Source organism: Luteibacter sp. KNZ12-1A (genome assembly GCF_056755675.1).
In genome coordinates, this window is record NZ_JBPGXU010000015.1 from 16,247 (window position 1) to 41,716 (window position 25,470).

Here is a 25,470-nt window from a genome sequence, read left to right on the forward strand (position 1 = left end):
TCGCCAGGCACAACGATAACCATCGCCGGACGCGACGGACATGGAAGATTTCTTAAAACACGTCGTATGCTTGGGGACCGGATCCCAGGAGAGCCATGGTGAGTGCCAAGATCAGCCCACTCGCGGGAAAGCCCGCGACGGAGAGCCAGCCTGTCGACGTGGCGGCCTTGCTCGCCGCCTACCACGACCTCAAGCCCGAGCCATCCGTGCCCGAACAGAGGGTGGTCTTCGGCACGTCGGGTCATCGGGGGTCCTCGTTCGACCGTTCATTCAATGAATGGCACGTGCTGGCCGTGGTCCAGGCGATTTGTGAATATCGTGCGAAGGATGGCGTCGATGGCCCGGTGTTCGTCGGCATCGACACCCATGCGTTGTCCGGTCCGGCTTTTGAAAGCACCCTGGAAGTGCTGGCCGGAAACGGCGTGGAGACGCAGGTATCCGCCGGTGGCGAGTTCACGCCGACACCCGTGGTGTCGCACGCCATCCTGGTCCACAACCGCGGCCGCGACACCGGCCGCGCGGATGGCATCGTCATCACCCCGTCGCACAATCCGCCCGACAGTGGCGGTATCAAGTACAACCCCCCGCATGGCGGTCCCGCGGATACCGACGCCACGTCGTGGATCGCGGCGCGCGCCAACGCCTTGATCGAAGGCGGCCTGCGCGAGGTGAAACGCATTCCCTTCGCCCAGGCCCGCAAGGCCGGAAGCACGCACGAATTCGATTTCCTGCAACGCTACGTCGGCGACCTGGACGACGTGCTCGACCTGGAAATCATCCGCGCGAAGGGCGTGCGCATGGGCGTCGATCCGCTCGGTGGCGCGGGCGTCCATTACTGGAGCGCGATCGGCGAGCGCTATGGCCTGAACCTCACGGTGGTGAGCGAGACCGTCGACCCGACGTTCTCGTTCATGTCGCTCGACTGGGATGGCCGCGTGCGCATGGACCCATCGTCCTCGTATGCGATGCAGCGGCTGATCGGCCTGAAGGACAAGTTCGACGTGGCCTTCGCCTGTGACACGGACCACGACCGGCATGGCGTCGTCGCGCCGAGTTCGGGCCTGATGCAGGCCAATCATTATCTTGCGGCCGCGGCCTGGTATCTGTTCCAGAATCGCCCCGGCTGGCGTGCCGACGCGGCCATCGGCAAGACCGCGGTGAGCACCGCGCTGCTCGACCGCATCGCCGGGCACCTGGGCCGCCCGTTGCGCGAGGTGCCGGTGGGCTTCAAGTATTTCGTCGCGGGCCTGTACGACGGCAGCATCGGCTTTGGCTGCGAGGAGAGCGCCGGCGCGTCGTTCCTGGCCAAGGATGCATCGGCATGGTCCACCGACAAGGACGGCATCGTGGCGGCCTTGCTTGCCGGCGAGATGACGGCTCGCCTCGGCAAGGACCCGGGTGAGTTGTATTCGGACATCACCAGGCAGCTGGGCGAACCAGCCAACGCGCGCATCGACGCCCCGGCCAACCATGCGCAGAAGGCGAAGCTGTCGAAGCTGGCGCCGGAGCAGGTCACCTCCCGGACCCTCGCGGGCGATCCGATCGTCGAGGTGACCAACAAGGCGGGCGGCCAGGCCATAGGCGGCATCAAGGTGATCTCGGCGAACGGCTGGTTCGCCGCGCGTCCGTCGGGCACCGAGGACATCTACAAGGTCTATGGCGAGAGCTTCCGCGGCAAGGAGCATCTGCAGACCGTCCTCGCCGAGGCCCAGGCGATGGTCGACCGCGCTCTTTCCGGCTGATACCGAGGTTCCGATGTCCAACGACAACACGCCGATCAAGGTCCTGGTCGGCTCGCGCAATCCGGTCAAGATCGGCGCCGTGCGTAACGCGCTGGCGCCGCTGTTCCCCGGCCGCCTGGTCGAGTGCGAGGGCATGCACGCGCCTTCGGGCGTTCACGACCAGCCCATGTCCGCCGCGGAAACCCGCGAGGGCGCGATCAATCGCATGAACTTCTGCCGGCAGCATGGCGAGGCCGATTTCTACGTCGCGCTGGAAGGCGGCGTCGATGTCACCGAGGATGGTCCCGGTACGTTCGGCTATGTCGCCATCGCGAACGGTGTCGACGTATCGGTAGGGTGCAGCGCGTGGCTGCCCCTGCCGCCTGCGGTCTACGAAGCCCTGCTCGAGGGCGAGGAACTCGGCGACGTGATGGACCGCCTGTTCAACACGGTGAACATCAAGCAGCAGGGCGGCGCCATCGGCCTGGTCACCAACGGCCATGCGACACGCGAGGGCGCGTACACACAGGCGATGGTGCTGGCGATGGCGCCGTTCCTCCATCCGGAACTCTACGGGCTCCGGCCTGCCGTCTGACCGCCCGGCGTCAGCGCATGCCGCCCGAGGCGATGATCAGTTCGCCGGTGATCCAGCGCGCGTCGTCCGAGGCCAGGAAGGCGACGATGGGGGCGATGTCGTCCACCTGGCCGACACGGCCGAGCGGCGTCTGGCTGACCGCGAAGGCCTCGAAGTCGGAACCCTCGATGCCTGCCGCCTTCACGCCTTCGGTGATCACCATGCCCGGGTTCACCGCGTTCACGCGGATACCGCGCGGACCCAGTTCGCGGGCGAGCACGCCCGTGATCGCGTCCACCGCACCCTTGGTACCGGTGTAGACGGCGCTCTCGGGCGGCGTGATGCGGGTGGCGGTGGAACCGATGTTGACGATGCTGGCACCCTTGTCCAGGTGCTTCACGGCCGCTTGGGTGACAAGGAGCGTGCCGAGCACGTTGATGTCGAAGGTGCGGCGGTACAGCTCCTCGGTCGTCACCTCGATCGAGGCGAACTCGTAGACGCCGGAGTTGTTCACCAGGACGTCCAGACGGCCGAAATGCTCGATGGTTTTAGCGACGAGGTTTTCCGCGTCCGCTTGCTTGGAGACATCGCCACCCACGGCCACGGCCTTGCCACCGGCCGCCTCGATCTCGGCCACGACCTTGTCGGCGCCGGCCTTGCTGGAGGCGTAGTTCACGATCACCGATGCGCCTTCGGCCGCCAGCGCCTTGGCGATGCCCGCGCCGATGCCCTTGGATGCGCCGGTGACCAGTGCGACCTTGTCTTTGAGCTTGCTCATGTTGATGTTCCTTGGACTAAGTGAGAGTCCGCCCAACGGGCGGTCGGCCCCGATGTGGGGCCCTGCACCGATCCATGGGGACGAGGGCGCGCGGGCTGTCATACCTCCCGGCTCATAACACTTATGCCGCCAAGGCAATGGTGATTGGGAAAGACGTACTTGAAAGGCGCGAACGGCGCCTTATTCATGTTCCGGTCGAGGTGACGGCAGCATGCCGCCCACCCAATCGCCATCGGAATCCCCACATGAACAGTTCCACCGCGCTCGAACCCGTAGATTCTTTCGATTACGTCATCTTCGGTGCCACAGGCGACCTCACGATGCGCAAGCTGTTGCCTGCGCTGTACCGGCGTTTCGCCGAAGGGCAGGTTCCCGCCGATTCGCGCATCGTGGGTACCGCACGCTCACCGCTGGACGACGAGGGCTACCGCGAGCGAGCACGCCAGGCGCTGCGCGAGCACGTGCGAGCCGACGAACTCATCGACGGGACGGTGAACCGCTTCCTGCGCATGGTTCACTATGTGAGCCTCAACGGCGCCGAATCCACGGGTAACTGGGAGGGACTGAAGTCCCTGCTGGCATCGAATGTCGCGGCCGACAGGGTGCGCGTCTTCTATCTGGCCACGGCGCCGGACCTGTACGGCGACATCGCACGCAACGTGGCGGAGAAGGGACTGCGCAGCGAGTCGTCGCGCATCGTGCTGGAGAAGCCGATCGGCACCGACCTGGAAACGGCACGCAAGGTCAACGAAGGCGTAGGCCGCTATTTCCCCGAGGGGAGCATCTTCCGCATCGATCACTACCTCGGCAAGGAAGCCGTGCAGAACATCATCGCGCTGCGTTTCGCCAACCCGATGCTGGAACGCATGTGGGATCGCGACTCCATCGAGTACGTGCAGATCACTGCCGCCGAGACCGTCGGCCTCGAAGGCCGGGGCGGTTACTACGACGGGTCCGGCGCGTTGCGCGACATGATCCAGAACCACTTGTTGCAGGTGCTCACGGTGGTCGCCATGGAACGTCCCGTGTCGCTCGACGCCGATGCGCTGCGCGACGAGAAGGTGCGCGTACTGAAATCGCTGAAGCCACTCGATCGCCACAACTTGCGGGCGAACGTCGCGCGCGGCCAGTACGTGCAGGGAACGGCAGGCGGAAAGCCGGTGCCTGCCTATCGCGAGGAGCTGCCGGGCGAGACGCCCAGCAACACCGAGACCTTCGTCGCCTTGAAGGCGGAGATCGACAATGCCCGTTGGCGTGGCGTCCCCTTCTACCTGCGTTCGGGCAAGCGCATGCCCGAGAAGCTTACCGAGGTGGTCGTGCAGTTCCGGGCGGGCGAGCCGGGCCTGTTCGGCGAGGCGCGGCCGGGCAGCCGCCTCGTGATCCGCGTGCAGCCGAACGAAAGCGTCACGTTGCCGCTGTTCGTTAAGCACCCCGGCAACAGCTTCGGCCTGGACGAGGTCGACGCGTTGTCCCGGCTCGGTGAGCCGGGCCGCATCCGCTACCGCGACTCCTACGAGGGGCTGATGCTGGACGCCGTGAAAGGCAGTCCCGCGTTGTTCGTCCGCAAGGACGAGACCGAGGCGGCCTGGCAGTGGGTGACGCCGATCCTGGAAGGCTGGCGCGAGGACGAGAACGGTCCCGACACCTATGAAGCCGGCACCTGGGGCCCCGATTCGGCCCGCGAGCTGTTGCGCCAGGCGGGTCACCAGTGGGTCGAGGACATCGCCGCCTGAAGGGCCTCCCGGCCGCCTGTCCCATTGCATCCAAGACGGGCGGCCGCATTATGTGGAGAGTGCCGGGAAGAGGGTCCCCGAGCCCCATTCCCAGGCAACCTTCCTTCCCCTGGAGGCCTCCATGTCCGAGTATCGCAAGACCCCCGAAGCATTGGCGAAGTTGACCCCCGAGCAGTTCCGGGTCACCCAGCAGAGCGGCACCGAGCGGCCGTTCCACAATGAGTTCCACGACAGCCACGCGCCGGGCATCTACGTCGACATCGTCTCGGGTGAACCGCTGTTCTCCTCGCTCGACAAATTCGACAGCGGCTGCGGCTGGCCGAGCTTCACCCAGCCACTCGAAAACGAGCATGTCGTCGAGAAGCAGGATGTCAGCCACGGCATGGTCCGGACCGAGGTCCGCTCGACCCACGCCGACAGCCACCTGGGCCATGTCTTCCCCGACGGCCCGCGCGACCGCGGCGGCCTGCGTTATTGCATCAACTCCGCCTCGCTGCGCTTCATCCCCCTGGCCGACCTGGAGAAGGAGGGCTACGGGCAGTACGCGAGCCTGTTCGCCGACGCGAAGGGAGGTGTCGCATGACCGCGCGCGCCATTCTCGCCGGCGGTTGCTTCTGGGGCATGCAGGACCTGATCCGCAAGCAGCCGGGAGTGATCTCCACCCGCGTCGGCTATACCGGCGGCGACGTGCCCCATGCCACCTATCGCAACCACGGCAGCCACGCCGAGGCGATCGAGATCGAGTTCGATCCGGACAAGCTGAGCTACCGCAAGGTGCTGGAGTTCTTCTTCCAGATACACGACCCGACCACGCTGAACCGGCAGGGCAACGATCTGGGCGAGAGCTATCGCTCGGCGATCTTCTACCTCGACGACGAGCAGAAGGCCGTGGCCGAGGACACCATCGCCGACGTGAACGCCTCCGGCCTGTGGCCGGGCAAGGTGGTGACCGAGGTGGCGCCGGCCGGACCGTTCTGGGAAGCCGAGCCCGAGCACCAGGATTACCTGGAGAAGTACCCCAACGGATACACCTGCCACTTCATCCGGCCGGACTGGGTATTGCCCCGCCGCGCCACTTGACCCGGCAGCACCCCCGGCTCTGGTATAAGAGCCGCGGGGTGCTGGCAACGCAGGGGGCGGGCAAGGCATGGAGAGTGCGATCGGTAAGGGATCTCGACCGTCCTGGCGGCATGGCCACGGCGTGTGGCCCTGGCTCGCCCTGCTCGTCGCCATCGGCGTGCTGCGCGCCACCAACCGGTATCTCGTCGACGTCGCCAATGGCCATCCGTCGCTCTTCGCGCCGAAGCTGATCGACGAACTCACCGGCTCGCTGAGCTTCGGCGTCTTCCTGCCGGCACTGTTCCTGATGCTGCGGCGCATGCCGCGTACCTGGCTTGCGCACGCGGGCTTGTTCCTCGCGCTGTCGATCGCCCAGACCAGCTTGATGATCGCCTTTCGCCAGCTCGTGTTCGGTGCGGCCGGCATGCCCGAGTTCGCTTATTCGCCGACGCACTGGCGCTACCTGATGGAGATGCCGACGCAGCTGTTCTTCTACGTGGTGATCGTGGCCGGGGTGTGGCTGTTCGACCGCTACAGGGAGGGGCAGGCGCGGGAATTGCGCGCCGCGCAACTGGAGTCCGCATTGTCCGAGGCGAGGTTGGACGCCTTGCGCCTGCAACTCAACCCGCACTTCCTTTTCAACACGCTCAACGCCGTGTCGGAGCTGATGTACGAGCGGCCGCGCGTGGCCGACGAAATGCTTTCACGTATCGGTGAGTTGCTGCGCAACACGTTGTCCGCATCCAGCCATGAGCACAGCCTCGCCGAAGAATGGCGCCTGGTCTCGTTATACACGGACATCCAGCGCGTTCGCTTCGGCGACGGGCTGGACGTGCAGGTCGAGGCGAATCCCTCGCTCGACGACCTGCGGATTCCCTTCCTGCTGCTCCAGCCGCTGGTGGAGAACGCCATCGAACACGGCGGCTCCGGCGATGGACGGCGCGTGCGCGTGGACGCCTCGCGCGAAGCCGGCAGGCTCACTGTTCGCGTGCGCGATGACGGCGGCGGTGCCATGGCCCGGCCGGGGCACGGCATCGGCCTGGGCAATGTCGGGGCACGGCTTCGGCACCTTTATGGCGAAGAGGCGGGGGTACGGCTCGAGCCAGTGGTCGGCGGCGGCAGCGTCGTCAGCGTCTGGCTGCCGGCCAGGCGCTGGGAGGTCGCATGAGCCTGCGCGCGGTCGTGGTCGACGACGAGGCTCCCGCACGGGCCAAGCTGCGTCGCTACCTCGCCGAAAGCGAGGGCGTGCAATGGATCGGCGAAGCGTCCGATGGCCGTGAAGCGGTGAGGTTGATCCAGCGCGACCGCCCCGACGTGGTCTTCCTGGACATCAGCATGCCCGGCCTCGACGGCTTCGCCGTCTTGCAGGCGTTGGGCGATCCGTTGCCGGCGGAGATCGTCTTCGTCACCGCGCACGACGACCAGGCGGTACGCGCGTTCGAGGTGCATGCTTTCGACTACCTGCTGAAGCCGGTGGGACCGGAGCGCTTCGCCCGTGCGTTGGCGCGCTTGCGCGACAAGGTGGCACCCGCGCTCGGGATAGCGGTACGCGTGGAGGGACTGCTGGGGGACGCGCCGCTTCCGCAACGCTATCTGGATCGCCTGCTACTGCCCAGTGGCGATGCCGCCGAACTGGTGCGCGTCGAGCGCATCGACCGCATCGAATCCGACCGCAACTACCTGGACGTGTATGTGGACGGCACGGCCCATCGGCTGAGGGGAACGCTGGACGCGATGCAGGGTCGCCTGAATCCCCGTCAGTTCGTGCGGGTGAACCGATCGGCGATCGTCCGTCTCGACGCGGTGCGCGAGGTGCAGCCCTGGCCCGACGGCGAACGGCGGCTTCTGTTGGCCGACGGTGCGCGAGTCACCTGGACGCGCCGCTACCTGGCGAACCTGCCCGAAGGCCTCTCCCTCGGGGCCTGAGCTTGGCTCCGCTTCCTGTCGCCGCATCCGTCCTGGCCGGGATTCGTCCCCGGCACTCCTGGCTTCGTCCCTGGCGGCACCTGCGGGCGGCCCGTGCCGCTCCACACTCCGTCCACCTGTCGGAGATCAATCATGGCGAAGAAAGCCCTTGTCGCTGCCGGAATCCTTGTCGCGCTCGGCGCCGTGGGATGGGCGGTATTCCGTCCGGATCAGGCGCTGCGTGTCGCCGCGGGTGTCGCGGCCCACCACGTCTGTTCGATGACCTTCGTGGGGAATCAGGACCCGAAGCGGACGTACGACGAACTGGTGACGCCGATGATCGGCGATACCGCCGCCCGTCTGCTCACGCCGCATGTGTCGCGAGATCCGGCCGGCGTCGAGGTTTCCGGGCCGTTCCGGTCGCTGGCCCGCGCCGAGTTCGTACCCGGGTACGGTTGCCGCCTCGTCTTGCCCGGCAACCGCCCGCTGCCCGCCGATGCGACGAGCCATGCCGTGGCGGTTGCCGATGGATTCGCACCGGCCGATGTCGTCGCCGCCACACGACCCGCGATCGCCGCCGCGGTGGACCGTGTCTTCCGGGACGCACCGGGCAAGCCGCCGAAGCGCGTGAAAGCGGTCGTGGTGGTGAAGGATGGCCGCGTGATCGCCGAACGCTATGCGCCTGGATTCGGCGTGCACACGCCCTTGATCAGCTTTTCCGTCGCCAAGTCGTTCACCAATGCCTTCCTCGGCATCCTCGCGCGGAAGGGCAGGCTGCGCGCGGACCAGCCCGTGGACGCGCCCGAGTGGAAGGCGCCGGGCGACGCACGCGCCGCGATCACGATCGAAGACCTCATGCGGATGCGCAGCGGGCTCGCCATCGAGGAAGCCGAATCGGCCTTCAGCCCCGTGGCGAGGATGGAATTCCTGCATGCCGACATGGCGGGATTCGCCGCCGCGCAACCGGCGAAGGAGCCGCCGGGCTCGTCCTTCGAATACACCTCGGGAAACACGATACTGCTCGATCGCCTGCTGGGCGAGAAGGTGGGTGGAGGTCCCGCGGGGCTTCGCGCGTTCGCACGGCGCGAATTGTTCGATCCGCTGGGCATGGGCGAGGTCACCATGGAATTCGACGGACGAGGCAGCTTCGTCGGTTCCACCTACGTGTATGCCAGCGCCCGCGACTATGCGCGCTTCGGCATGCTCTACCTGAGCGATGGCATCGCGCCGGACGGTAGGCGGCTGCTTCCCGAAGGCTGGGTCGGCTGGTCGCGAACCTCCACGCTGGGAGCCCCTTACGGCGCCGGCTTCTGGACCAACGACGGCCCGAGCGACCTGGCCCGCCGACGCGTCGAGGGTGGCTTCCCCAAGGACGGATTCTTCGCCAGCGGCACCATGGGCCAGCGCATCTACATCGTGCCGTCCGAGCATCTGGTGGTGGTGCGCTTCGGTTACTCCGCGCCGCCCGACTACGGCATCGTCGACGACGTGGGCCTGATCGAGGCGGCCATCGCGGCCACGCGGTGAGAAAGCCGGGTCAGCCGACGGCTTCGGAGGAGGCGAGGGACAGGAGTTCCGGCATGCGGTCGATCACCGCCACCGCGCCGGCACCGTACAGGTCGAGCGACTTGCGATAGCCGTAGCTGACCAGGACGAAGTCCATGCCCGCGTCGCGCGCGGCGAGCACGTCGCTCTCGGAGTCGCCGACCATCAGGCTTCGTCCGATCGGCACGCGCGCCTCGTCGGCGAGGTGGCGCAGGGGCACGCCGCTGGGCTTGCGCTCGGGCAAGGTGTCGCCACCGACGATGCCGTCGATGTAAGGCAGCATGCCGCGTACCTCCAGCAAGGGACGCACGAATTCCTCGTTCTTGTTCGTGCATACCGCCAGCTTCACACCCCGCGCGTGAAGCGCCTTCAACGTCTCGACCACGCCGTCGTAGGCGACGCCGTCGAGTGCGGTTTCCGCGTAATGCGCGAGGAAACCCGGCATGACCTCGTCGATATCCGCGTCGCTTCCCGCATGGCGGAAGGCATAGGTGATGAGCTTTCGCGAGCCCTCGCCGATCCAGCCGGTGACCTGGCTCGTGTCGTAGGTGGGCAGTTTCCAGTCCCGCAACGTGCGGTTCACCGATTCGGCGATGTCGGCCGCGCTGTCGACCAGCGTGCCGTCGAGATCGAAGATGACGAGGGAGTAGGGGAAGGACAAGGCACCGCTCCGCGCGAAAGACAACGATTCTACGCCTTCTGCGCCGCCAGCCCGTGGCCGAGCAGGGCCACGGCGTGTCGCGTGATCTCCTCCGGCCCGATGTGCTTGCGCAGGGGGTCGTCCTTCCATTTGCGCAGCGCGGTCATCGGCAACACCGTCAGGCTGAGTACCGAGGTCATCAGCAGGACGGGGTCCAGCGCCTTGTTCAGCCGGCCCTCGTCCTGCCAGCGGCGAATGGCCGTGACCAGGGCGGCCTGTCGACTCGCCTTGACCCGCTTGCGCAGGTGCTGCTTGAACAGGTCGTGGTCGTTGAGCAGCTCGCCGAAGAACACGGGGCCCATCCACGGATGTTCGGCGGCAAGCTCGACGAAACGTTCCGCGAGCCGGGCGAACGCCGCCGCCGGGTCGTTCGCGTGCGTCTGGAAGATGTCGTCGATCCGCGCTCGCATCGGCGCGATGTGTACGTCGAAGATGGTGTCGAACAGTTGCTCGCGCGTCTTGAAGTAGTAGTGCACCGCGGCGGGCGTCATGCCGGCGGCACGTGCGATCGCGGCGAGCGTGGTCGCGGTGTAGCCCTGTCGCGCATACAACTCCAGCGCGATGCCGACCAGCCGTTCTCGCTGGTCCGGGCCGTCGGGGTGGGAGGGTGGACGGCCCGGACGGCGAGCCTTGCGGGGGGAAGTAGTGACCACGGTGTCTCCGGAATCGATGACCGCATGGATACCATGAATGGCCCGGCATTTGACCGCATGCGGTGCCGGGCATATATTAACTCACCACTTAATTAATTGCAGGCGGCGCGCCGTGACGACCGAAACAGCCCAGGATGCCGCGGCGACGCCGGCCAGCATCGCCGCGCCCGATCCCGTTCCCGTCGCGCCGGCACCCGTTCCGTCGCTGCGCCTGCTGTTCATCGCCCTGATGCTGGTGATGTTGCTGGCCGCCCTCGACCAGACCATCGTCTCGACCGCGTTGCCGACCATCGTGGGCGAGCTGGGGGGCTTGAGCCAGTTGTCGTGGGTGGTGACCTCGTACCTGCTCACGTCGACGGTGGTGGTGCCGCTGTATGGCAAGTTCGGCGACCTGTTCGGTCGCAAGATCGTCCTGCAGACCGCCATCGTGATCTTCCTGCTAGGTTCCATCCTGTGCGGGCTCGCGCAGGACATGACCCAGTTGATCCTGATGCGTGCCTTGCAGGGCTTGGGTGGCGGTGGCCTGCTGGTGGTGACCATGGCGTCGATCGGCGACGTGATCCCTCCGGCCGAGCGCGGCAAGTACCAGGGCTTGTTCGGTGGCGTTTATGGACTGGCCACGGTGATCGGCCCCTTGCTCGGCGGCTTCATGGTCGACCACCTTTCGTGGCGCTGGATCTTCTACGTGAACCTGCCGTTGGGCGTGTTGTGCATCGCCGTGATCGCCGCGGTGTTCCATCCGCACGTGCGCCACGTCCGCCATACGATCGATTACTGGGGCGCGGGCTGGTTGGCGCTGGCATTGAGTTGCCTCATCCTGTTCACCACCGAGGGAGGCACCACGCTGCCGTGGGATTCGGCGCAGTTGTGGTTCATCCTCGCGTTCGCGGTGGTCGGCGTGGTCGGTTTCATCTACGAGGAAAGCGTGGCGGCGGAGCCGATCATCCCGTTGCACCTGTTCCGCCACCGCACCTTCCTGCTCAGCAGCCTCATCGGATTCTTCGTGGGCACGGCGTTGTTCGGTTCCACGACCTACCTGCCGCTGTACCTGCAAGTGGTGAAGGGCGTGTCGCCCACTGGTGCGGGCTTGCAGTTGTTGCCGCTGATGGGTGGCGTGCTGGTCAGTTCCATCGCGTCCGGGCGCCTCATCAGCCGGTTCGGCCGGTACCGTGTGTTTCCGATCCTCGGCACGCTGATCGCGGGGATCGCCCTGGTCCTGCTGGGCACGGTGCGCGACAGCGATCCGCTGTACCTGATCTACCTCTATGCCGGCTTTCTCGGCCTCGGCCTGGGCATGGTCTTGCAAGTGTTGATCCTCGCCACGCAGAACAGCGTGGAGGCGAAACACCTCGGCGTGGCGACATCGGGTGTCACCCTGTTCCGTTCGATCGGGGGTTCCATCGGCGTGTCGGCGTTCGGCGCCATCTTCAGCAATGGATTGCAGTCGCGATTGAACGACGTGATGCCCGAGGGTCCCCGCACGCCGCGCTCCCTGGGGCCCGACGCGGTGCGCGCGCTCCCGCCGGCGATCCACGACCGCTACCTCCACGCCTTCGGCGCCTCGCTGCACACGGTGTATCACGTGGCGGCGGTGGTCATGGCGGTGGCGTTCGTCCTGGCGTGGTGGCTGCGCGACGTGCCATTGCGCCGCGCGCACTGACGTGTGGGGGTCGACCCCCACCAGAGCGGCTCCCACCAAAGGGGTTGCCACTGAGCTGGGCTGCCGCCTTGAAGGGCTTTCATGGTGGAGTGGGTGTGCATTTCCGGCAGGGATGATGGGCAGACGCTATTCACGGCCATCGGGCGACGTAGTATCGATCGGCCCATCGCCGCGGCGCTTGGGTTACAGCGTTATTCCTTACGATCAAACCCCGTGCGATCCACCAAGGAGTCATCCGCTATGACGAACAACGCTTCGCAGTCCCACGATGCATCCACGAAGACCCGTGCCTTCGCCCGCCTCAGCGCCTTCGAGGTGGCCGCGGTTCCCGAGGACGACAAGGGTGGCCTGTTCCTGACCATCTACACCGATCCTGACCGTCCGGAACCGGAAATCGGCATCATCGGCGGCTGATACGTACGCATCGTCCGACCCCGCGCCCCGCACTCGCGGGGCGCATCGTCATGGGAGGTTCCATGCGTCGTCCCCTGATCCTCGCTCCTTCGAACGACCCACATGCGTGCGCACTGGCATGGGCGATCCGCCAGCAAGGCGTCGAGCCTTTATGGATGCCTTCGTTACGCGCGGAGAGAGGCATCCACTACAGCGTGCGGACGGGAGGCGAGGGTACGTCGTTCAGCGATTCGCTTCTGGCCGGCGACAGCATCGGGTCGGTATGGAACAGGCGGCTGCATGACCCTGTGCCCGACTGCGCGGAGGAAGACAGGAACTTCGCCACGTGGGAATGGAAACTGTTCCAGCGTAATGTCTTCAGTCTCGAAAGCACCTACGGCGATGCCTTGTGGGTGAATGGGCTGGCGGCATCGCAGCGGGCGGAGTTGAAGCTCGTGCAACTCGACACCTGCCGGCGCCTGGGTATTCCGTTCCCGGAGACATTGGTGACCACCGATGTCGCCGAGGTGGAAGCGCTGATCCGGCGGTGCGGTACGGTCGTGTTCAAGAGTTTCCTCGTGCACCAGTGGCAGGAGCGCGCAAGCGGCAGGATGCACGCCGTCGGCGTCACGCTGCTCAACGGCGACAGCGAATTGCCCGCGGAGGCCATCGCGGTCTGTCCAGGCATCTACCAGCGTTACATCGAGAAGCGCCACGATGTGCGCGTCACCTTCATCGGCGATCGCGTGTTCGCGATGAGCCTGGGCAAGGCGCAGGGCGACGCGTATATCGACTGGCGGGGCCAAGGCAAGGATCCGGCCTTCCGCGCAGAGGCGATAGCCTTGCCTGCGGGGGTTGAAGCGAAGCTGCGCACGTTCATGCGCGAACTCGGCCTCGTGTTCGGATGCATCGATCTCGCCGTCGACAAGCAAGGGGATTTCCATTTCCTCGAAGTGAACCAGGCCGGCCAGTTCCTGTTCGTCGAGGACTTGCTGCCCGAATACCCGGTGTTGCAAAGCATGACCGCCTTGCTCGTCACCGGGCGCACCGATGCGTCCATCGATGCGTTGGCGCCTGTCTCGATGGAGGCCTTCTGGCAGTCGGACAGCTATGCGGCCTTGCGCGCCGGCGTACGGACGAACCTGCCGGAACGTTCCCTGTTCACGCTGGAATAGGCGACGCGGCGGCGTGCGGCTATCCGAAGGTGAAGGAATAGACCTGGATACCCGGATCGAGAAACTCGATCTCGACGTCCCGGTCGGTAATCTCACCCGCCTGCCGGATCAACTGGTACATCCGCGGCTTGCTCACCGTGCCGCTGCCGTCGGCGGCGACATCGACACCGTGGCCGGCGCCCGGCGGCTTGCCGTCGATGAGCACCCGGAAACGAACGGGCGCGCCGCTCGACGACGGCCCCATCACCAGGTGGACGTCGCGTGCATGAAAACGGAAGACGATGCGAGCGTCGGCCTTGTCGGACTGCGCGGATTCCGCCTTGACCGTCCAGTCCCCGGCAAAACCCCAACCACCGGGTGACAGGTCGTCGGGACGTGCGTACGTCTTGCTCCGGCCCTGCCGCATGCCGCCTGGGGAAGCGAAGCCGTCGGCACGGTCGTAACCGACATAGGTCTCGCCCGTACGTAGTTGCGCCCAATCGGCCTGCGCTTCGACGCCTTCGGATGTCACCTTGGTCGGTCCGGCGGGCAAATCGGCGTGCCCGGCTTCGGCCAGCAATTGCCTGATGATCGCTTCGGTATGTTCGTATTCGCCTTCGCCGAAGACGTGGTGGCGGATGCGTCCCTGGCTGTCGACGACGTAGAGGGCGGGCCAGTATTCATTGTCGAAGGCACGCCACACGGCATGGTCGCTGTCGACGGCGACCGGATAACCGGGAGCGATGTCCTTCACCGCGGTGCGCACGTTGTCCAGGTTCTTCTCGAAGCCGAACTCCGGCGAGTGGACGCCGATGACGACCAGGCCCTGGTTCCCGTATCTGGCGGCCCATGCGCGAAGGTAAGGGACTTGCCGGAGTGAATTGATGCAGGAGTACGTCCAGAAATCGACGAGCACCACCTTGCCGCGCAACGCGGCGGGCGAGAGTGCCGGGGAGCCGATCCAGGTCGTCGCGCCGGTGAGGGACGGCATTCGGCCCTCGACCGGGAGTTCGATCGCCGAGGGGGGCGAAGCGACGGCATCGCCACCAGCGGCCGGCTGGGAAAACACGGTGGTGAACGCCAGCGAGATCGCCAGCAACGTGTATGGTTTCATGAAGCGCTCCCGGTATCCGGCGACATGTCACTACAATTCGCACCGGATCTCTTGGAGGGACGTGCCTTCGTGGCGAGGCCTCAGTCTTGCCTGTCTTGCGGAAGCAGGCGGTCGTATTCCCGTTTGACCACGGCATAGCATTCGCAGGTACGTCGCTCGAGCCCTTCGCGATCGAGCACAGTGATGTGTCCACGCCGATAGTGGATCAACCCGGCACGCTGCAAGTGTCCGGCAGCCTCCGTGACGCCTTCGCGGCGCACGCCAAGCATGTTGGCGATCAGTTCCTGGGTCATGACGAGGTCGCTCCCGCCCAGGCGATCCAGGCTGAGCAGTAACCACCGGCACAGCTGCTGGTCGAGCGAATGGTGTCGATTGCAGACGGCGGTCTGCGACATTTGCGTGATGAGGGCCTGCGTATAACGGAGCAGCAGGTGGAGAACCGGCCCAGCGCGATTGAATTCACGCAGCATCGCCGCCGCTTCCAGCCGGAATCCCTTTCCCGCGCTTTGCACCAGCGCCCTGCTGGGGGTCGATTCCCCGCCCATGAAAAGCGAGATGCCGACGATGCCCTCGTTACCGACCACGGCGATTTCCGCCGAGGCGCCGTCTTCCATCACGTAGAGGAGGGAAACGATGGACGTGGTGGGAAAATAGACGTGGCCCAGCCGTACACCCGGCTCGTACAACACCTGCCCCAGGGGCATATCGATGGGTTCGAGCAGGGGCGACCACGACGCGAGGGAGTCATCGGGCAACATGGCGAGCAAACGGTTGTCGCGCGGATCCAGAGCCGAGGCCATGCGCTTTCCTCCATGGGGTCCGCCCCGGGAGTCTACTACCTAAGTGCGCCAGCGCACCGACAATACGCTCGCATGGGTGCAGGGTGGGCGTCTGCCCGGCATCCTGGGCCCAAAGAGTGCCATGATCCCTTTTCCCCGCACCAGCGCCGGCGTGTGACCGGCAAGACCATGTGGCGCACCGCCACGAAAGCGCCTGCCGCCGAACGTGAACCGGCGCTCCGTTCCGAACTCTTCAACGCCGACCAGCTGGAAGCCCACGGGTCCGTACTGGCGAGCCGCCATGGACTCGCGCGGAAGCGATCGTCGGAATGGCTACTCCCACGGCTGGCCGAAAACGAGACCGTCATCCTCGAAGCCTGCCGGGCGTTGGTGGCGGCTGGCCGGCGTGTGGATGGCGCCACCCCCGCGGGGGAATGGCTGCTCGACAATCTTTACCTGATCGAAGAACACATACGGATCGCCCACAAGGACTTTCCCAAAGGCTATAGCCGGGAGCTGGTACAACTGGAGAACGGCGCCTCGAAGGGCCTGCCGCGGGTCTACGATATCGCCCTGGAAGTGATCTCGCATGGCGACGGCCGGCTCGACGCGGCAGGCCTGGCGCGTTTCCTCAAGGCTTACCAGGCCATCGTGCCGCTCAGCCTGGGCGAGTTGTGGGCCATTCCCATCATGCTGCGCCTGGCCTTGATCGAAAACCTGCGGCGCATCGCGGTGAGGGTGATGCTCGACCGTTCCCGGCGGCACCGTGCCACGCGCTGGGCGGACGCCATGACTCGCATGGCCGTGAACGATCCGAAGAACATCGTCCTCGTGGTCGCCGACATGGCGCGTTCCTCGCCGGTGATGAGCGCACCCTTCGTCGCTGAGCTGGCGCGCCGGTTGCAAGGGCAGGGCCCGGCACTGGCCATGCCGCTGGGCTGGGTCGAACAGCGGCTGTCGGAATCCGGCCGCAGCATCGACTACCTCGTGCAGGTCGAATCGCAACAGCAGGCCGCCAACCAGGTTTCCGTCGCGAACAGCATCGGAAGCCTGCGCGCGCTGGCGACCATCGACTGGCGCGACTTCGTCGAGGAAGCGAGCCAGGTCGAGGCTATCCTGCGCGAGGATCCGGCGTCGATCCATGCGGCGATGGACTTCGCCACGCGCGACCGTTACCGGCATGCCGTGGAGCGCCTGGCCCGAACGAGCCGCCGCGATGAAGTGGCGACGGCGCGTGCCGTATTGGCCGCCTGCGGGAGACCGGACAACGACGAGTTGGCCAGGCATGTCGGTTTTCACCTGATCGGCGCCGGCGCGCGCGCGATGGAAGACGAGCTGGGAGTACGGCCCGGATTCGCCACGCGCTGCCGGCGTATCTTCGACACGGCTCCCTTTGCCTTCGCGCTGTCCGCCCTGGTGGTGGTCACGGCGGTGTTGGGCCGTGGAGTCATCGCGACGGCTTCGTCGCCGCCGGTGCCCGCGTGGGCGATGGCGGGCATCGTCATCGGCTCGCTGCTAGTGGCGAGCCAGCTCGCGATAAGCCTGTTGAACCTGTTGGCCACATTGGTCACGACACCCGATTCGCTGCCACGGATGGACTATGCGGAGGGCATACCGGCCCAGGCGTCCACGATCGTGGTGGTGCCGACGTTGCTGGGCTCCATGGACGATGTCGAGTCCATCGTGGAATCGCTCGAAGTGCGGTTCCTCGCCAATCGCGACACCGCCCTGTATTTCGCGTTGCTCACCGATTTCATGGATGCGGACTCCGCCTCGATGCCAGGCGATGCGGCCATCCTCGATTCGGCGCACCGGCTGATCGCGTCGCTCAATGCGAAGTACGCATCGCCCGACGCCGACCGCTTCTTCCTTTTCCACCGGCCCCGGACATGGAGCGAGACGGAGCGCCGGTGGATCGGCGCCGATCGCAAGCGCGGGAAGCTGGTGGCGCTGAACGCGCTGCTTCGTGGCAAAGGCTCGGAGGCCTTCATGCGCGTCGTGGGGCGATTGTCCAGCCTGCCGTTCCTTCGCTATGTGATCACGCTGGATACCGATACGCAGCTACCGCGCGATACGGCGCACCTGCTGGTCGCCGCGATGGACCATCCATTGAATCGGCCGGTGTTCGCCAGCGACGGAAGGAAGGTGCTTTCCGGTTACGGGATCATGCAACCCCGTGCGGGCATCGGCCTGCCTGCACGCGCGCGTTCGCTCTTCGCGCGCCTTTATGGAAGCGACGCGGGAATCGATCCTTACACGCGCGCCGTGTCCGATGTCTACCAGGATCTCTTCCACGAGGGCTCGTTCATCGGCAAGGGCATCTACGACATCGATGCGTTCGAGCGTGCACTGGCGGGACGGCTGCGAGACGAGCGTGTCCTCAGCCACGACTTGATCGAAGGCTGCTTCGCGCGTTCCGCCTTGCTCAGCGATGTGACCGTGTTCGAGGAAATTCCCGAACGGTACGTCGACGACATGCTGCGGCGCCATCGTTGGATACGTGGAGACTGGCAGCTGTTGCCCTGGTTGCTGCCGAAGGTCCCCGGCAGGACGGGCTGGCGGCGGAACGACCTGTCGGCGCTGTCGCTCTGGAAGATCTTCGACAATCTGAGGCGCAGCCTGGTGCCATTGGCGTCGGTGGCGCTGCTTGTCGTGGGCTGGTTGTGGATACGGCCCGCGCCGACCTGGACCCTGGCGATACTGTCCATGACCTTCGTGCCCGTACTGCTCCAGGCACTCATGGAGGCCTCGCGCAAATCGAGCGACATCGATTGGTCGCAGCACCTTCGCGTGTCGTTGGCGGGGGCGGGCCAGCACGGCGCGAGGCTGATACTGTCCATGGCGTGGCTGCCCCACGAGGCGGCATCCGGGCTCGATGCGATCCTGCGTTCCCTCTGGCGCATGGCAGTGAGCCGGCGGCATCTGCTCGAATGGCGTTCGTCGAGCGAAGTCGAACGGCGGGGGCGTGGATCACGGAGTGTTCCATGGCGGGCGATGTGGGCCGGACCCGTGCTGGCATCCGGCCTGGTCGCCACGCTCTGTTTCGTCCGCCCGGCGGTGCTGCCGGTGGCCATGCCCGTTCTTCTCCTATGGTCGTTTTCGCCGGTACTCGCCTGGTGGATCAGCCGCCCCAGGATCGGATCGGCCTTCGAGCCGAACGACGCCGAGCGGCGTTTCCTTCGCGGCCTGGCAAGGCGTACATGGTCGTTCTTCGAGGAATATGTCGGTCCGGCGGATCGCTGGCTTCCGCCCGACAACGTGCAGGTGACCCCGGACCCGGTCGTGGCGAGGCGCACATCGCCAACGAACATGGGCCTTGGGCTGCTCTCCGGCCTCGCCGCCTACGATTTCGGTTTCATCGGCATGGGCCGCTTCATCCAGCGGACATCCGCCACGCTGGAGACGATGCGCTCGCTAGAGCGACACCGCGGGCACTTCTACAACTGGTACGCCACCGATACGCTCGCTCCCTTGCCGCCGCTGTATGTCTCCAGCGTGGACAGCGGCAACCTCGCCGGTCACCTGCTCACGCTGCAACGTGGACTGTTGGCCCTGGCGGACGAACCGGTCTTCCGGATGTCGTCGCTGCTCGGCTTGCGCGACTCGGTGGACATATTGGCCCACGAAGCCGGCACGGCCGATGCGAAAGCCGACCTGGGAACCTGGTCGGCCGCATTGGCGAGCGCGATGGATTCACCCCCGGCCAACCTCGACGAGGTGCTCGCCCTGGCGATGCGTCAGGGCGAGCACCTGCGGACGGTGACCGCGCGACTGGCGCGCACCTCATCCGCCGAGGTGGCGTTCTGGCTCGAACGCGTGGGCGTCCAGTGCGAAGAGCTGCTTGCCGATGCGCGACAGTGGCAAGGCGCTTCCACCGCGTCCTCCGCGATCCCGACACTGGGCGGTATCGCCGCCTCCGAACCAGGGACTCCGGCGCAAGTCCTTGCGGTCGAGCGCATGCGCGATGTCTCGGCACTCGCGGCGCTCGCCCGTGAGTTGTCGATCATGGATCACGCTTTCCTCTACGACGAGCGCCGGCACTTGTTCTCGATCGGCTACGACGTCGAAAGGCGGGCCCTCGATGCCTCGTTCTACGACTTGCTGGCATCGGAGGCCCGGCTGGGCAGTTTCGTCGCGATCGCCGAAGGCCAGGTACCCCAGGACAACTGGTTCGCGCTGGGCAGGTTGCTCACCACGTCGGGGACATCCACGGTGTTGTTGTCGTGGACCGGGTCGATGTTCGAGTACCTGATGCCGATGCTGGTCATGCCCAGCTACGAGGGAAGCCTGCTGGAACAGACCTGTCGTGCCGCCGTCGCGCGGCAGGTCGCCTACGGCAAGCAACGCGACGTGCCGTGGGGTGTCTCCGAATCGGGCTACAACACCATCGACGCCCAAGGGACGTACCAATATCGCGCCTTCGGGGTGCCGGGACTCGGACTCAAGCGGGGGCTGGGCGACGACCTGGTCGTCGCGCCTTACGCCAGCGCGCTGGCCCTCATGGTCGCTCCGCAAGTGGCGATCGTGAACCTTCGCCGCCTCGTGGACCTGGGCATGGCGACGCGTCATGGCATGTACGAGGCGATCGACTACACGCCCTCCCGGGTCCCGCCCGGGCAAGGCGCGGCGGTGGTTCGTTCGTTCATGGCGCACCACCAGGGCATGGCGTTGCTGGCCATCGAGCATCTCCTGCTCGACCAGCCCATGCGGCGCCGCTTCGAAACGGATCCCTCGGTGATGGCCACGAGCCTGCTGTTGCAGGAACGCATTCCGCGAACGGCGTCGGAGTACCTGCACGCCACCGAGTTCTCCGATGGCGCCACCACGACACCGACGCCCGAAGCGCGCCTGCGCCTGTTCACCGATCCCGGCAGGTCGCGGCCGGCCGTGCAATTGCTGTCGAATGGCCGCTACCACGTCATGATCAACAGTGGCGGTGGCGGTTACAGCCGGAGGAACGCCATGGCGGTCACCCGCTGGCGTGAGGACATCACGTGTGACGCGCATGGCATGTTCTGCTACTTGCGGGACCCGGAGTCTGGCGATACCTGGACGACGTCGTACCAGCCCATCGGTCGCCGCACGGAACGATTCGAGGCTATTTTTTCCGAGTCCCGGGCGGAGTTCCGTGTCCGGCAGCGTGGGTTCGAGACGCATACGGAGATCGTCGTCTCGCCCGAGGACGACATCGAATTGCGCCGCACCCGCGTGACCAACCACGGTCGTACCCGTCGCAGCATCGAACTGACGAGCTACGCCGAGGTGGTGCTGGCCGATCCGATCGGTGACGCGATGCATCCCGCCTTCAGCAAGCTTTTCGTGACGACGGAGATCGTCGAAGAGATGCAGGCGCTGCTATGCAAACGCCGGCCACGATCCGCCGACGAGCAGATTCCATGGATGTGCCACCTCGTGGCGGTGCACGATGCCGACGTGGATGCCATATCGTACGAGACCGATCGCTCCCGCTTTATCGGCCGGGGGCGAAGCACCGCGCATCCCGCGGCGCTCGATCCCGGGGTGTCCCATCTGTCGGGAAGCGACGGTGCCGTCCTCGATCCCATCGTCTCGATCCGCGTCAGCGTGACGCTCGATCCCGGGCAGACGGCGACCCTGGATTTCGTCACCGGTGTCGCGGACGGCCGTGAGGCCTGCCTGCGCCTGATCGAGAAGTACCGCGATCGCCACCTTTGCGATCGCGTGTTCGACCTCGCCTGGACGCATAGCCAGGTGCTGTTGCGTCAGGCCAATGCGACGCTCGCCGACGCCCAGCTCTACGAGCACATGGCGACCTCGATCCTGTACCCGAACCTGGCCTTGCGCGCGGAGCCCTCGTTGATCGCGGCCAACGCGCGTGGGCAATCCGGCCTATGGGGCCAGGCCGTTTCCGGCGACCTTCCGATCGTCCTGCTCCGGATCGGCGACATGGCCCGCCTGGATATCGCGCGCGACCTCGTTCGCGCCGCCGCGTACTGGCGAATGCGCGGACTCCTGGTCGACCTGGTGATCTGGAACGAGGACAGCACCGGCTACCGTCAGGCATTGCACGACGCGCTGACCGGATTGCTGGCGTCCGGCTCCGAAGCCAGCCTGCTGGACCGGCCCGGCGGTGTCTTCATCCGGGCGGCGCAGCCGCTTTCCCACGAAGACCGGATGGTGATGCAGGCAAGCGCGCGCATCGTGGTGGTGGACACCCTCGGTTCGCTCGCGGAGCAGATGGAACGCCACCGGCTCGACTCACGGCCCCCGCCGGTCGAAGCGGCCTCCTGGCCGCAGAGACCGGCATCACCGCCAGCCGATCGGACGACGGCGGCCGGGGCGTTCTCAGACGACGGCAGCGAATACGTGATCGAACTGCCCCCCGGCGCGGTCACCCCCGCCCCGTGGTGCAACGTGCTGGCCAATCCCTCGTTCGGCAGTATCGTTTCCGAGAGCGGCTCCGCCTATACATGGGCCGAGAACGCCCATGCCTGCCGCCTGACGCCGTGGCACAACGATCCCGTGGAGGACGCGGGCGGCGAGGCGATCTACCTGCGTGACGAGGCCAGCGGCCATGTATGGTCGCCGACCCCGTTTCCCGTGCGGGGCGCCGGCGGTTACACGACGCGCCACGGCTTCGGCTACAGCACGTTCGAACACGTCGAGGAAGGCATCCGTTCGCGGCTCGATCTATTCGTCGCGATCGACCTTCCCGTGAAGTTTCATGTGTTGAGGCTAACGAACGAGGGAAACGCTCCCAGGCGCATATCGATCACCGCGTACGTGGAGTGGCTGCTCGGAGACATCCGCGAAAAGAACGTGATGCATGTGGTGACCGATATCGACGCCGCAACGGGTGCCTTGTTCGCACGCAATGCCTATAACAGCGACTTCCCGGGGCGCGTGGCGTTCCTCGACGTGGGAGATCCGGAGCGCAGGATCGGCGGTGACCGCACCGAGTTCCTCGGCCGCAACGGATCGCTCGCTTCGCCGCTGGCGATGCGCCGCCAGGACTGGTCGAACCGTGTCGGCGCGGGACTCGATCCCTGCGGCACCCTGCGCATGGAGGTATTGCTGTCTGCCGGCGAGTCCCAGGATATCGTCATCCGCCTGGGGATGTGCTCCAGCGACACCGAGGCCCGTGCGCTGGTGAAGCGTGTGCGAATGGACGGCACCGCGGAGGCGGCACTCGCGACGGTGCGCGCCCACTGGCGGGATGTACTGGGCAGGGTACGGGTCGAGACACCCGAGCCCGCCATGGACGTGCTCGCCAATGGCTGGCTCCTTTACCAGACCATCGCCAGCCGGATGTGGGCTCGCAGCGGTTACTACCAGTCCGGGGGCGCGATCGGTTTTCGCGACCAGTTGCAGGATTCGATGGCGATGCAGCATGCCGCGCCGGCGCTGGCGCGTGCGCAGTTGCTGGTATGCGCCGCGCATCAGTTCGTCGAAGGCGATGTGATGCACTGGTGGCATCCACCGACGGAGCGAGGCGTACGCACCGCGTGCTCCGACGACTATCTGTGGCTGCCACTGGCGACGAGCCGGTACGTGGCATGCAGCGGCGACGTCGACGTCTTGCACGAGACGGTCGAATACATCGAAGGACGCGCCCTGCGGGCCGGTGAGGAATCCAACTACGATCTGCCACGCCCCTCCGGGCAGAGCGCGACCCTCTACAAGCATTGCATGCAGGCGATCGAGCACGCGATGCCCCGTGGGCGCCATGGCCTGCCCTTGATGGGCGGCGGCGACTGGAACGATGGCATGAACCTGGTCGGCATCGGCGGGCAGGGGGAGAGCGTATGGCTGGGCTTCTTCCTCAGTCATGTACTGCGCGAGTTCGCCGTGACCGCGCGAGGACATGGCGATGCGGCTTTCGCGGACCGTTGTCTCGCCGAGGCCGACACGCTGGCCGCCAGCCTGGAAGCGGAAGCCTGGGATGGCGACTGGTACTGCCGCGCATGGTTCGACGACGGCACGCCGCTGGGATCGGTCGGGAACGAGGAATGCAGGATCGACTCCATCGCGCAGAGCTGGTCGGTACTGTCGGGCGTGGCCGGCACCGAACGGGCGACGCAGGCGCTGGCCTCGCTGGACGGCCACCTCATAGACCGCGACGCGGGCTTGATCCGGTTGCTCGATCCCCCGTTCGACCGGACGGCGATGGAGCCCGGCTACATCAAGGGCTACGTTCCAGGCGTACGCGAAAACGGTGGCCAGTACACCCACGCCGCGGTCTGGGCGGCGATGGCATTCGCCAGGACAGGACAGCCGGACCGGGCCTGGGAGCTTGCCCGCATGATCGGACCAGCCAGCCATACGGGCGACATCGCTTCCGTCGAGCGCTACAAGGTCGAGCCCTATGTCATCGCCGCGGACGTCTACAGCGTCGCGCCTCATGTCGGGCGTGGCGGATGGACGTGGTACACGGGTTCCGCTGGATGGATGTACCGGCTGCTCGTGGAATCCCTCCTGGGAATACGGCTCAGCGGCGGCAAGCTGCGCTTCGAGCCGAACGTGCCAGGGGCATGGGCGGGATACCGCGTGGAGTACCGCCACGGCACCACGACCTGGGACATCGATCTTCGTCCTACGCAGGCGGGCGAGGAAACGAGCGTTCGCCTCGATGGCCTCGTGGTCGATGGCGGGGAACTCGAGCGAATCGATGACGGGCTTCGGCACGACGTGCACGTGACCTATCCGCGCCGCTGACGGTGGCCCGGCGCGATAACGACCGAATCACGCCCCTGCCGGCGCCGGCATGCTCTCCTGCCAGCGCACGGTCATCGCCGTCAGGCTCTGTTGCACGAAGCGCACGAAGTTCAGTGTCGCCTCGCTGACTGACCGGCTCGACATGGTCAGCGCGTGCAAGGGCAGGGGCTGGGGTTCGAACGCCTCCAGCACGATCCGCAGGCGGCCACTGGCGATGTCGTCGGCGACCATATAGAGCGGGAACTGGGCGAATCCGAGCCCGGCGCGGGCAGAGGCGAGCAAGGCGCCGAGATCGGCCGAGGCCATGCGCGCGTGGCGGCGCTGCGATACCGGCCCGCGGAACATCCGGTACCCGGATGTCTCGCCCGAGGCGTAACTGAGGTAGTGGCTTTCGTCCAGGCTGGCCGGATGCGCGGGCCTGCCGAGGCGGCGCACGAGGTCGGGGCTGCCCACCGTGACCAGCCGTACCGTTCCGAGCGGACGAGCGACGATATCGCTGCTGTCGGGCAAGGTCTCGCGAAGGCTGAGGATCACGTCCGCCTGCTGCCGCAACAACGCCTCGATGTCGCTGCCATGGGTGGTCACCGCCAGCCGCGTGCGCGGATGCGTGACGGCGAAACCCGGCAGGAGTTCGGCCACCAGGGGCGACAGCAAGCCCTGTGCCTCGATGCGCACCAGGCTGGCCGCATTCGCCGGGGGAGCCGCGGCGTGTTCCGCTGCGATCGCCGCTTCACACATCGCCGCCGCATGGCGATAGACCCGTTCCCCCGACTCGGTGATCGCGAACCGGCGCGCGTTCCGATGCAGGAGGCGCGTGCCCAGTCGCTGCTCCAGGGCGATGATGCGCCGGCTCAGGAGCGAACGGGTCGTACCCAGCCGGGCCGCCGCCGCGGAAAAGCCGCCCGCTTCGACCACGTGGACGAGCAGGAAGAAATCGCCAAGGTTGTTGATCTGTTCCATCCGCCCGTACCCCGCCGCCACATCGGGCGCCAACACCTCATTCTAGTG

The 25,470-nt window shown here is 66.3% G+C and carries 18 protein-coding genes; 12 read left to right on the forward strand and 6 right to left on the reverse strand.

Features of this window, described 5'->3' with window-relative positions; genetic code table 11:
• The first annotated feature begins 95 nt into the window (after window positions 1-95).
• Both pgm and yjjX read left to right on the forward strand, forming a co-directional pair.
• Window positions 96-1,742, forward strand: coding sequence for a phosphoglucomutase (alpha-D-glucose-1,6-bisphosphate-dependent) (gene pgm / locus ACR9ZJ_RS05530; protein ID WP_481287114.1), 1,647 nt, complete (start codon window positions 96-98; stop codon window positions 1,740-1,742).
• Between the two features lie 13 nt (window positions 1,743-1,755).
• Complete coding sequence (gene yjjX, locus ACR9ZJ_RS05535) at window positions 1,756-2,316, forward strand: inosine/xanthosine triphosphatase (protein WP_481287115.1); 561 nt, start codon at window positions 1,756-1,758, stop codon at window positions 2,314-2,316.
• Between the two features lie 10 nt (window positions 2,317-2,326).
• Here yjjX and ACR9ZJ_RS05540 read toward each other — a convergent pair whose 3' ends face one another.
• The gene (locus tag ACR9ZJ_RS05540; RefSeq protein WP_481280319.1) at window positions 2,327-3,073 is read right to left on the reverse strand and encodes a glucose 1-dehydrogenase; all 747 of its coding nucleotides are present in this window, start codon (window positions 3,071-3,073) and stop codon (window positions 2,327-2,329) included.
• 245 nt (window positions 3,074-3,318) lie between these two features.
• Between ACR9ZJ_RS05540 and zwf the strand changes: the two genes are divergently transcribed.
• The 6 genes from zwf (at window position 3,319) to ACR9ZJ_RS05570 (ending at window position 9,297) form a co-directional block, all read left to right on the forward strand.
• Window positions 3,319-4,806, forward strand: coding sequence for a glucose-6-phosphate dehydrogenase (gene zwf, locus ACR9ZJ_RS05545; RefSeq protein WP_481287116.1), 1,488 nt, complete (start codon window positions 3,319-3,321; stop codon window positions 4,804-4,806).
• Between the two features lie 121 nt (window positions 4,807-4,927).
• On the forward strand, window positions 4,928-5,389 hold the full coding sequence (gene msrB, locus ACR9ZJ_RS05550) for a peptide-methionine (R)-S-oxide reductase MsrB (RefSeq protein WP_481280321.1): 462 nt from the start codon (window positions 4,928-4,930) through the stop codon (window positions 5,387-5,389).
• A complete protein-coding gene (gene msrA, locus ACR9ZJ_RS05555) occupies window positions 5,386-5,886 on the forward strand; it encodes a peptide-methionine (S)-S-oxide reductase MsrA (protein WP_481280322.1) in 501 nt (166 codons plus the stop codon). Before msrB ends, msrA begins: the two co-directional genes overlap by 4 nt.
• Window positions 5,887-6,007: 121 nt before the next feature.
• Window positions 6,008-7,033, forward strand: coding sequence for a sensor histidine kinase (locus ACR9ZJ_RS05560; RefSeq protein WP_481280323.1), 1,026 nt, complete (start codon window positions 6,008-6,010; stop codon window positions 7,031-7,033).
• On the forward strand, window positions 7,030-7,791 hold the full coding sequence (locus ACR9ZJ_RS05565) for a LytR/AlgR family response regulator transcription factor (RefSeq protein WP_481287117.1): 762 nt from the start codon (window positions 7,030-7,032) through the stop codon (window positions 7,789-7,791). Before ACR9ZJ_RS05560 ends, ACR9ZJ_RS05565 begins: the two co-directional genes overlap by 4 nt.
• A 132-nt stretch (window positions 7,792-7,923) precedes the next feature.
• Complete coding sequence (locus ACR9ZJ_RS05570; protein ID WP_481287118.1) at window positions 7,924-9,297, forward strand: serine hydrolase domain-containing protein; 1,374 nt, start codon at window positions 7,924-7,926, stop codon at window positions 9,295-9,297.
• A 10-nt stretch (window positions 9,298-9,307) separates the two neighbouring features.
• Here ACR9ZJ_RS05570 and gph read toward each other — a convergent pair whose 3' ends face one another.
• Entirely contained in the window at window positions 9,308-9,976 is a 669-nt protein-coding gene (gene gph / locus ACR9ZJ_RS05575; protein WP_481287119.1) for a phosphoglycolate phosphatase, read from the reverse strand.
• Between the two features lie 29 nt (window positions 9,977-10,005).
• Window positions 10,006-10,668 (reverse strand): TetR/AcrR family transcriptional regulator, encoded by a 663-nt coding sequence (locus ACR9ZJ_RS05580; RefSeq protein WP_481280327.1) that lies wholly within the window; start codon window positions 10,666-10,668, stop codon window positions 10,006-10,008.
• 112 nt (window positions 10,669-10,780) lie between these two features.
• Here ACR9ZJ_RS05580 and ACR9ZJ_RS05585 point away from each other — a divergent pair, with 112 nt between their 5' ends.
• The 3 genes from ACR9ZJ_RS05585 (at window position 10,781) to ACR9ZJ_RS05595 (ending at window position 13,896) form a co-directional block, all read left to right on the forward strand.
• The gene (locus tag ACR9ZJ_RS05585) at window positions 10,781-12,328 is read left to right on the forward strand and encodes an MDR family MFS transporter (RefSeq protein WP_481287120.1); all 1,548 of its coding nucleotides are present in this window, start codon (window positions 10,781-10,783) and stop codon (window positions 12,326-12,328) included.
• Window positions 12,329-12,568: 240 nt separating this feature from the next.
• Window positions 12,569-12,742, forward strand: coding sequence for a hypothetical protein (locus ACR9ZJ_RS05590; protein ID WP_481280329.1), 174 nt, complete (start codon window positions 12,569-12,571; stop codon window positions 12,740-12,742).
• Between the two features lie 62 nt (window positions 12,743-12,804).
• Entirely contained in the window at window positions 12,805-13,896 is a 1,092-nt protein-coding gene (locus tag ACR9ZJ_RS05595) for an ATP-grasp domain-containing protein (RefSeq protein ID WP_481287121.1), read from the forward strand.
• Window positions 13,897-13,915: 19 nt separating this feature from the next.
• Here ACR9ZJ_RS05595 and ACR9ZJ_RS05600 read toward each other — a convergent pair whose 3' ends face one another.
• Together ACR9ZJ_RS05600 and ACR9ZJ_RS05605 are read right to left on the reverse strand one after the other, a co-directional pair.
• On the reverse strand, window positions 13,916-14,989 hold the full coding sequence (locus ACR9ZJ_RS05600) for a redoxin domain-containing protein (RefSeq protein WP_481287122.1): 1,074 nt from the start codon (window positions 14,987-14,989) through the stop codon (window positions 13,916-13,918).
• A gap of 80 nt (window positions 14,990-15,069) precedes the next feature.
• Window positions 15,070-15,789 carry a Crp/Fnr family transcriptional regulator gene (locus tag ACR9ZJ_RS05605; protein ID WP_481287123.1) on the reverse strand — a complete coding sequence of 240 codons (720 nt, stop codon included), beginning with the start codon at window positions 15,787-15,789 and terminating at the stop codon, window positions 15,070-15,072.
• Window positions 15,790-15,942: 153 nt separating this feature from the next.
• Between ACR9ZJ_RS05605 and ACR9ZJ_RS05610 the strand changes: the two genes are divergently transcribed.
• On the forward strand, window positions 15,943-24,462 hold the full coding sequence (locus ACR9ZJ_RS05610) for a glycoside hydrolase family 94 protein (RefSeq protein ID WP_481287124.1): 8,520 nt from the start codon (window positions 15,943-15,945) through the stop codon (window positions 24,460-24,462).
• Between the two features lie 27 nt (window positions 24,463-24,489).
• On the opposite strand, the gene ACR9ZJ_RS05615 is transcribed toward ACR9ZJ_RS05610, so the two are convergent.
• Complete coding sequence (locus tag ACR9ZJ_RS05615) at window positions 24,490-25,422, reverse strand: LysR substrate-binding domain-containing protein (protein ID WP_481280334.1); 933 nt, start codon at window positions 25,420-25,422, stop codon at window positions 24,490-24,492.
• Between the last annotated feature and the right edge of the window lie 48 nt (window positions 25,423-25,470).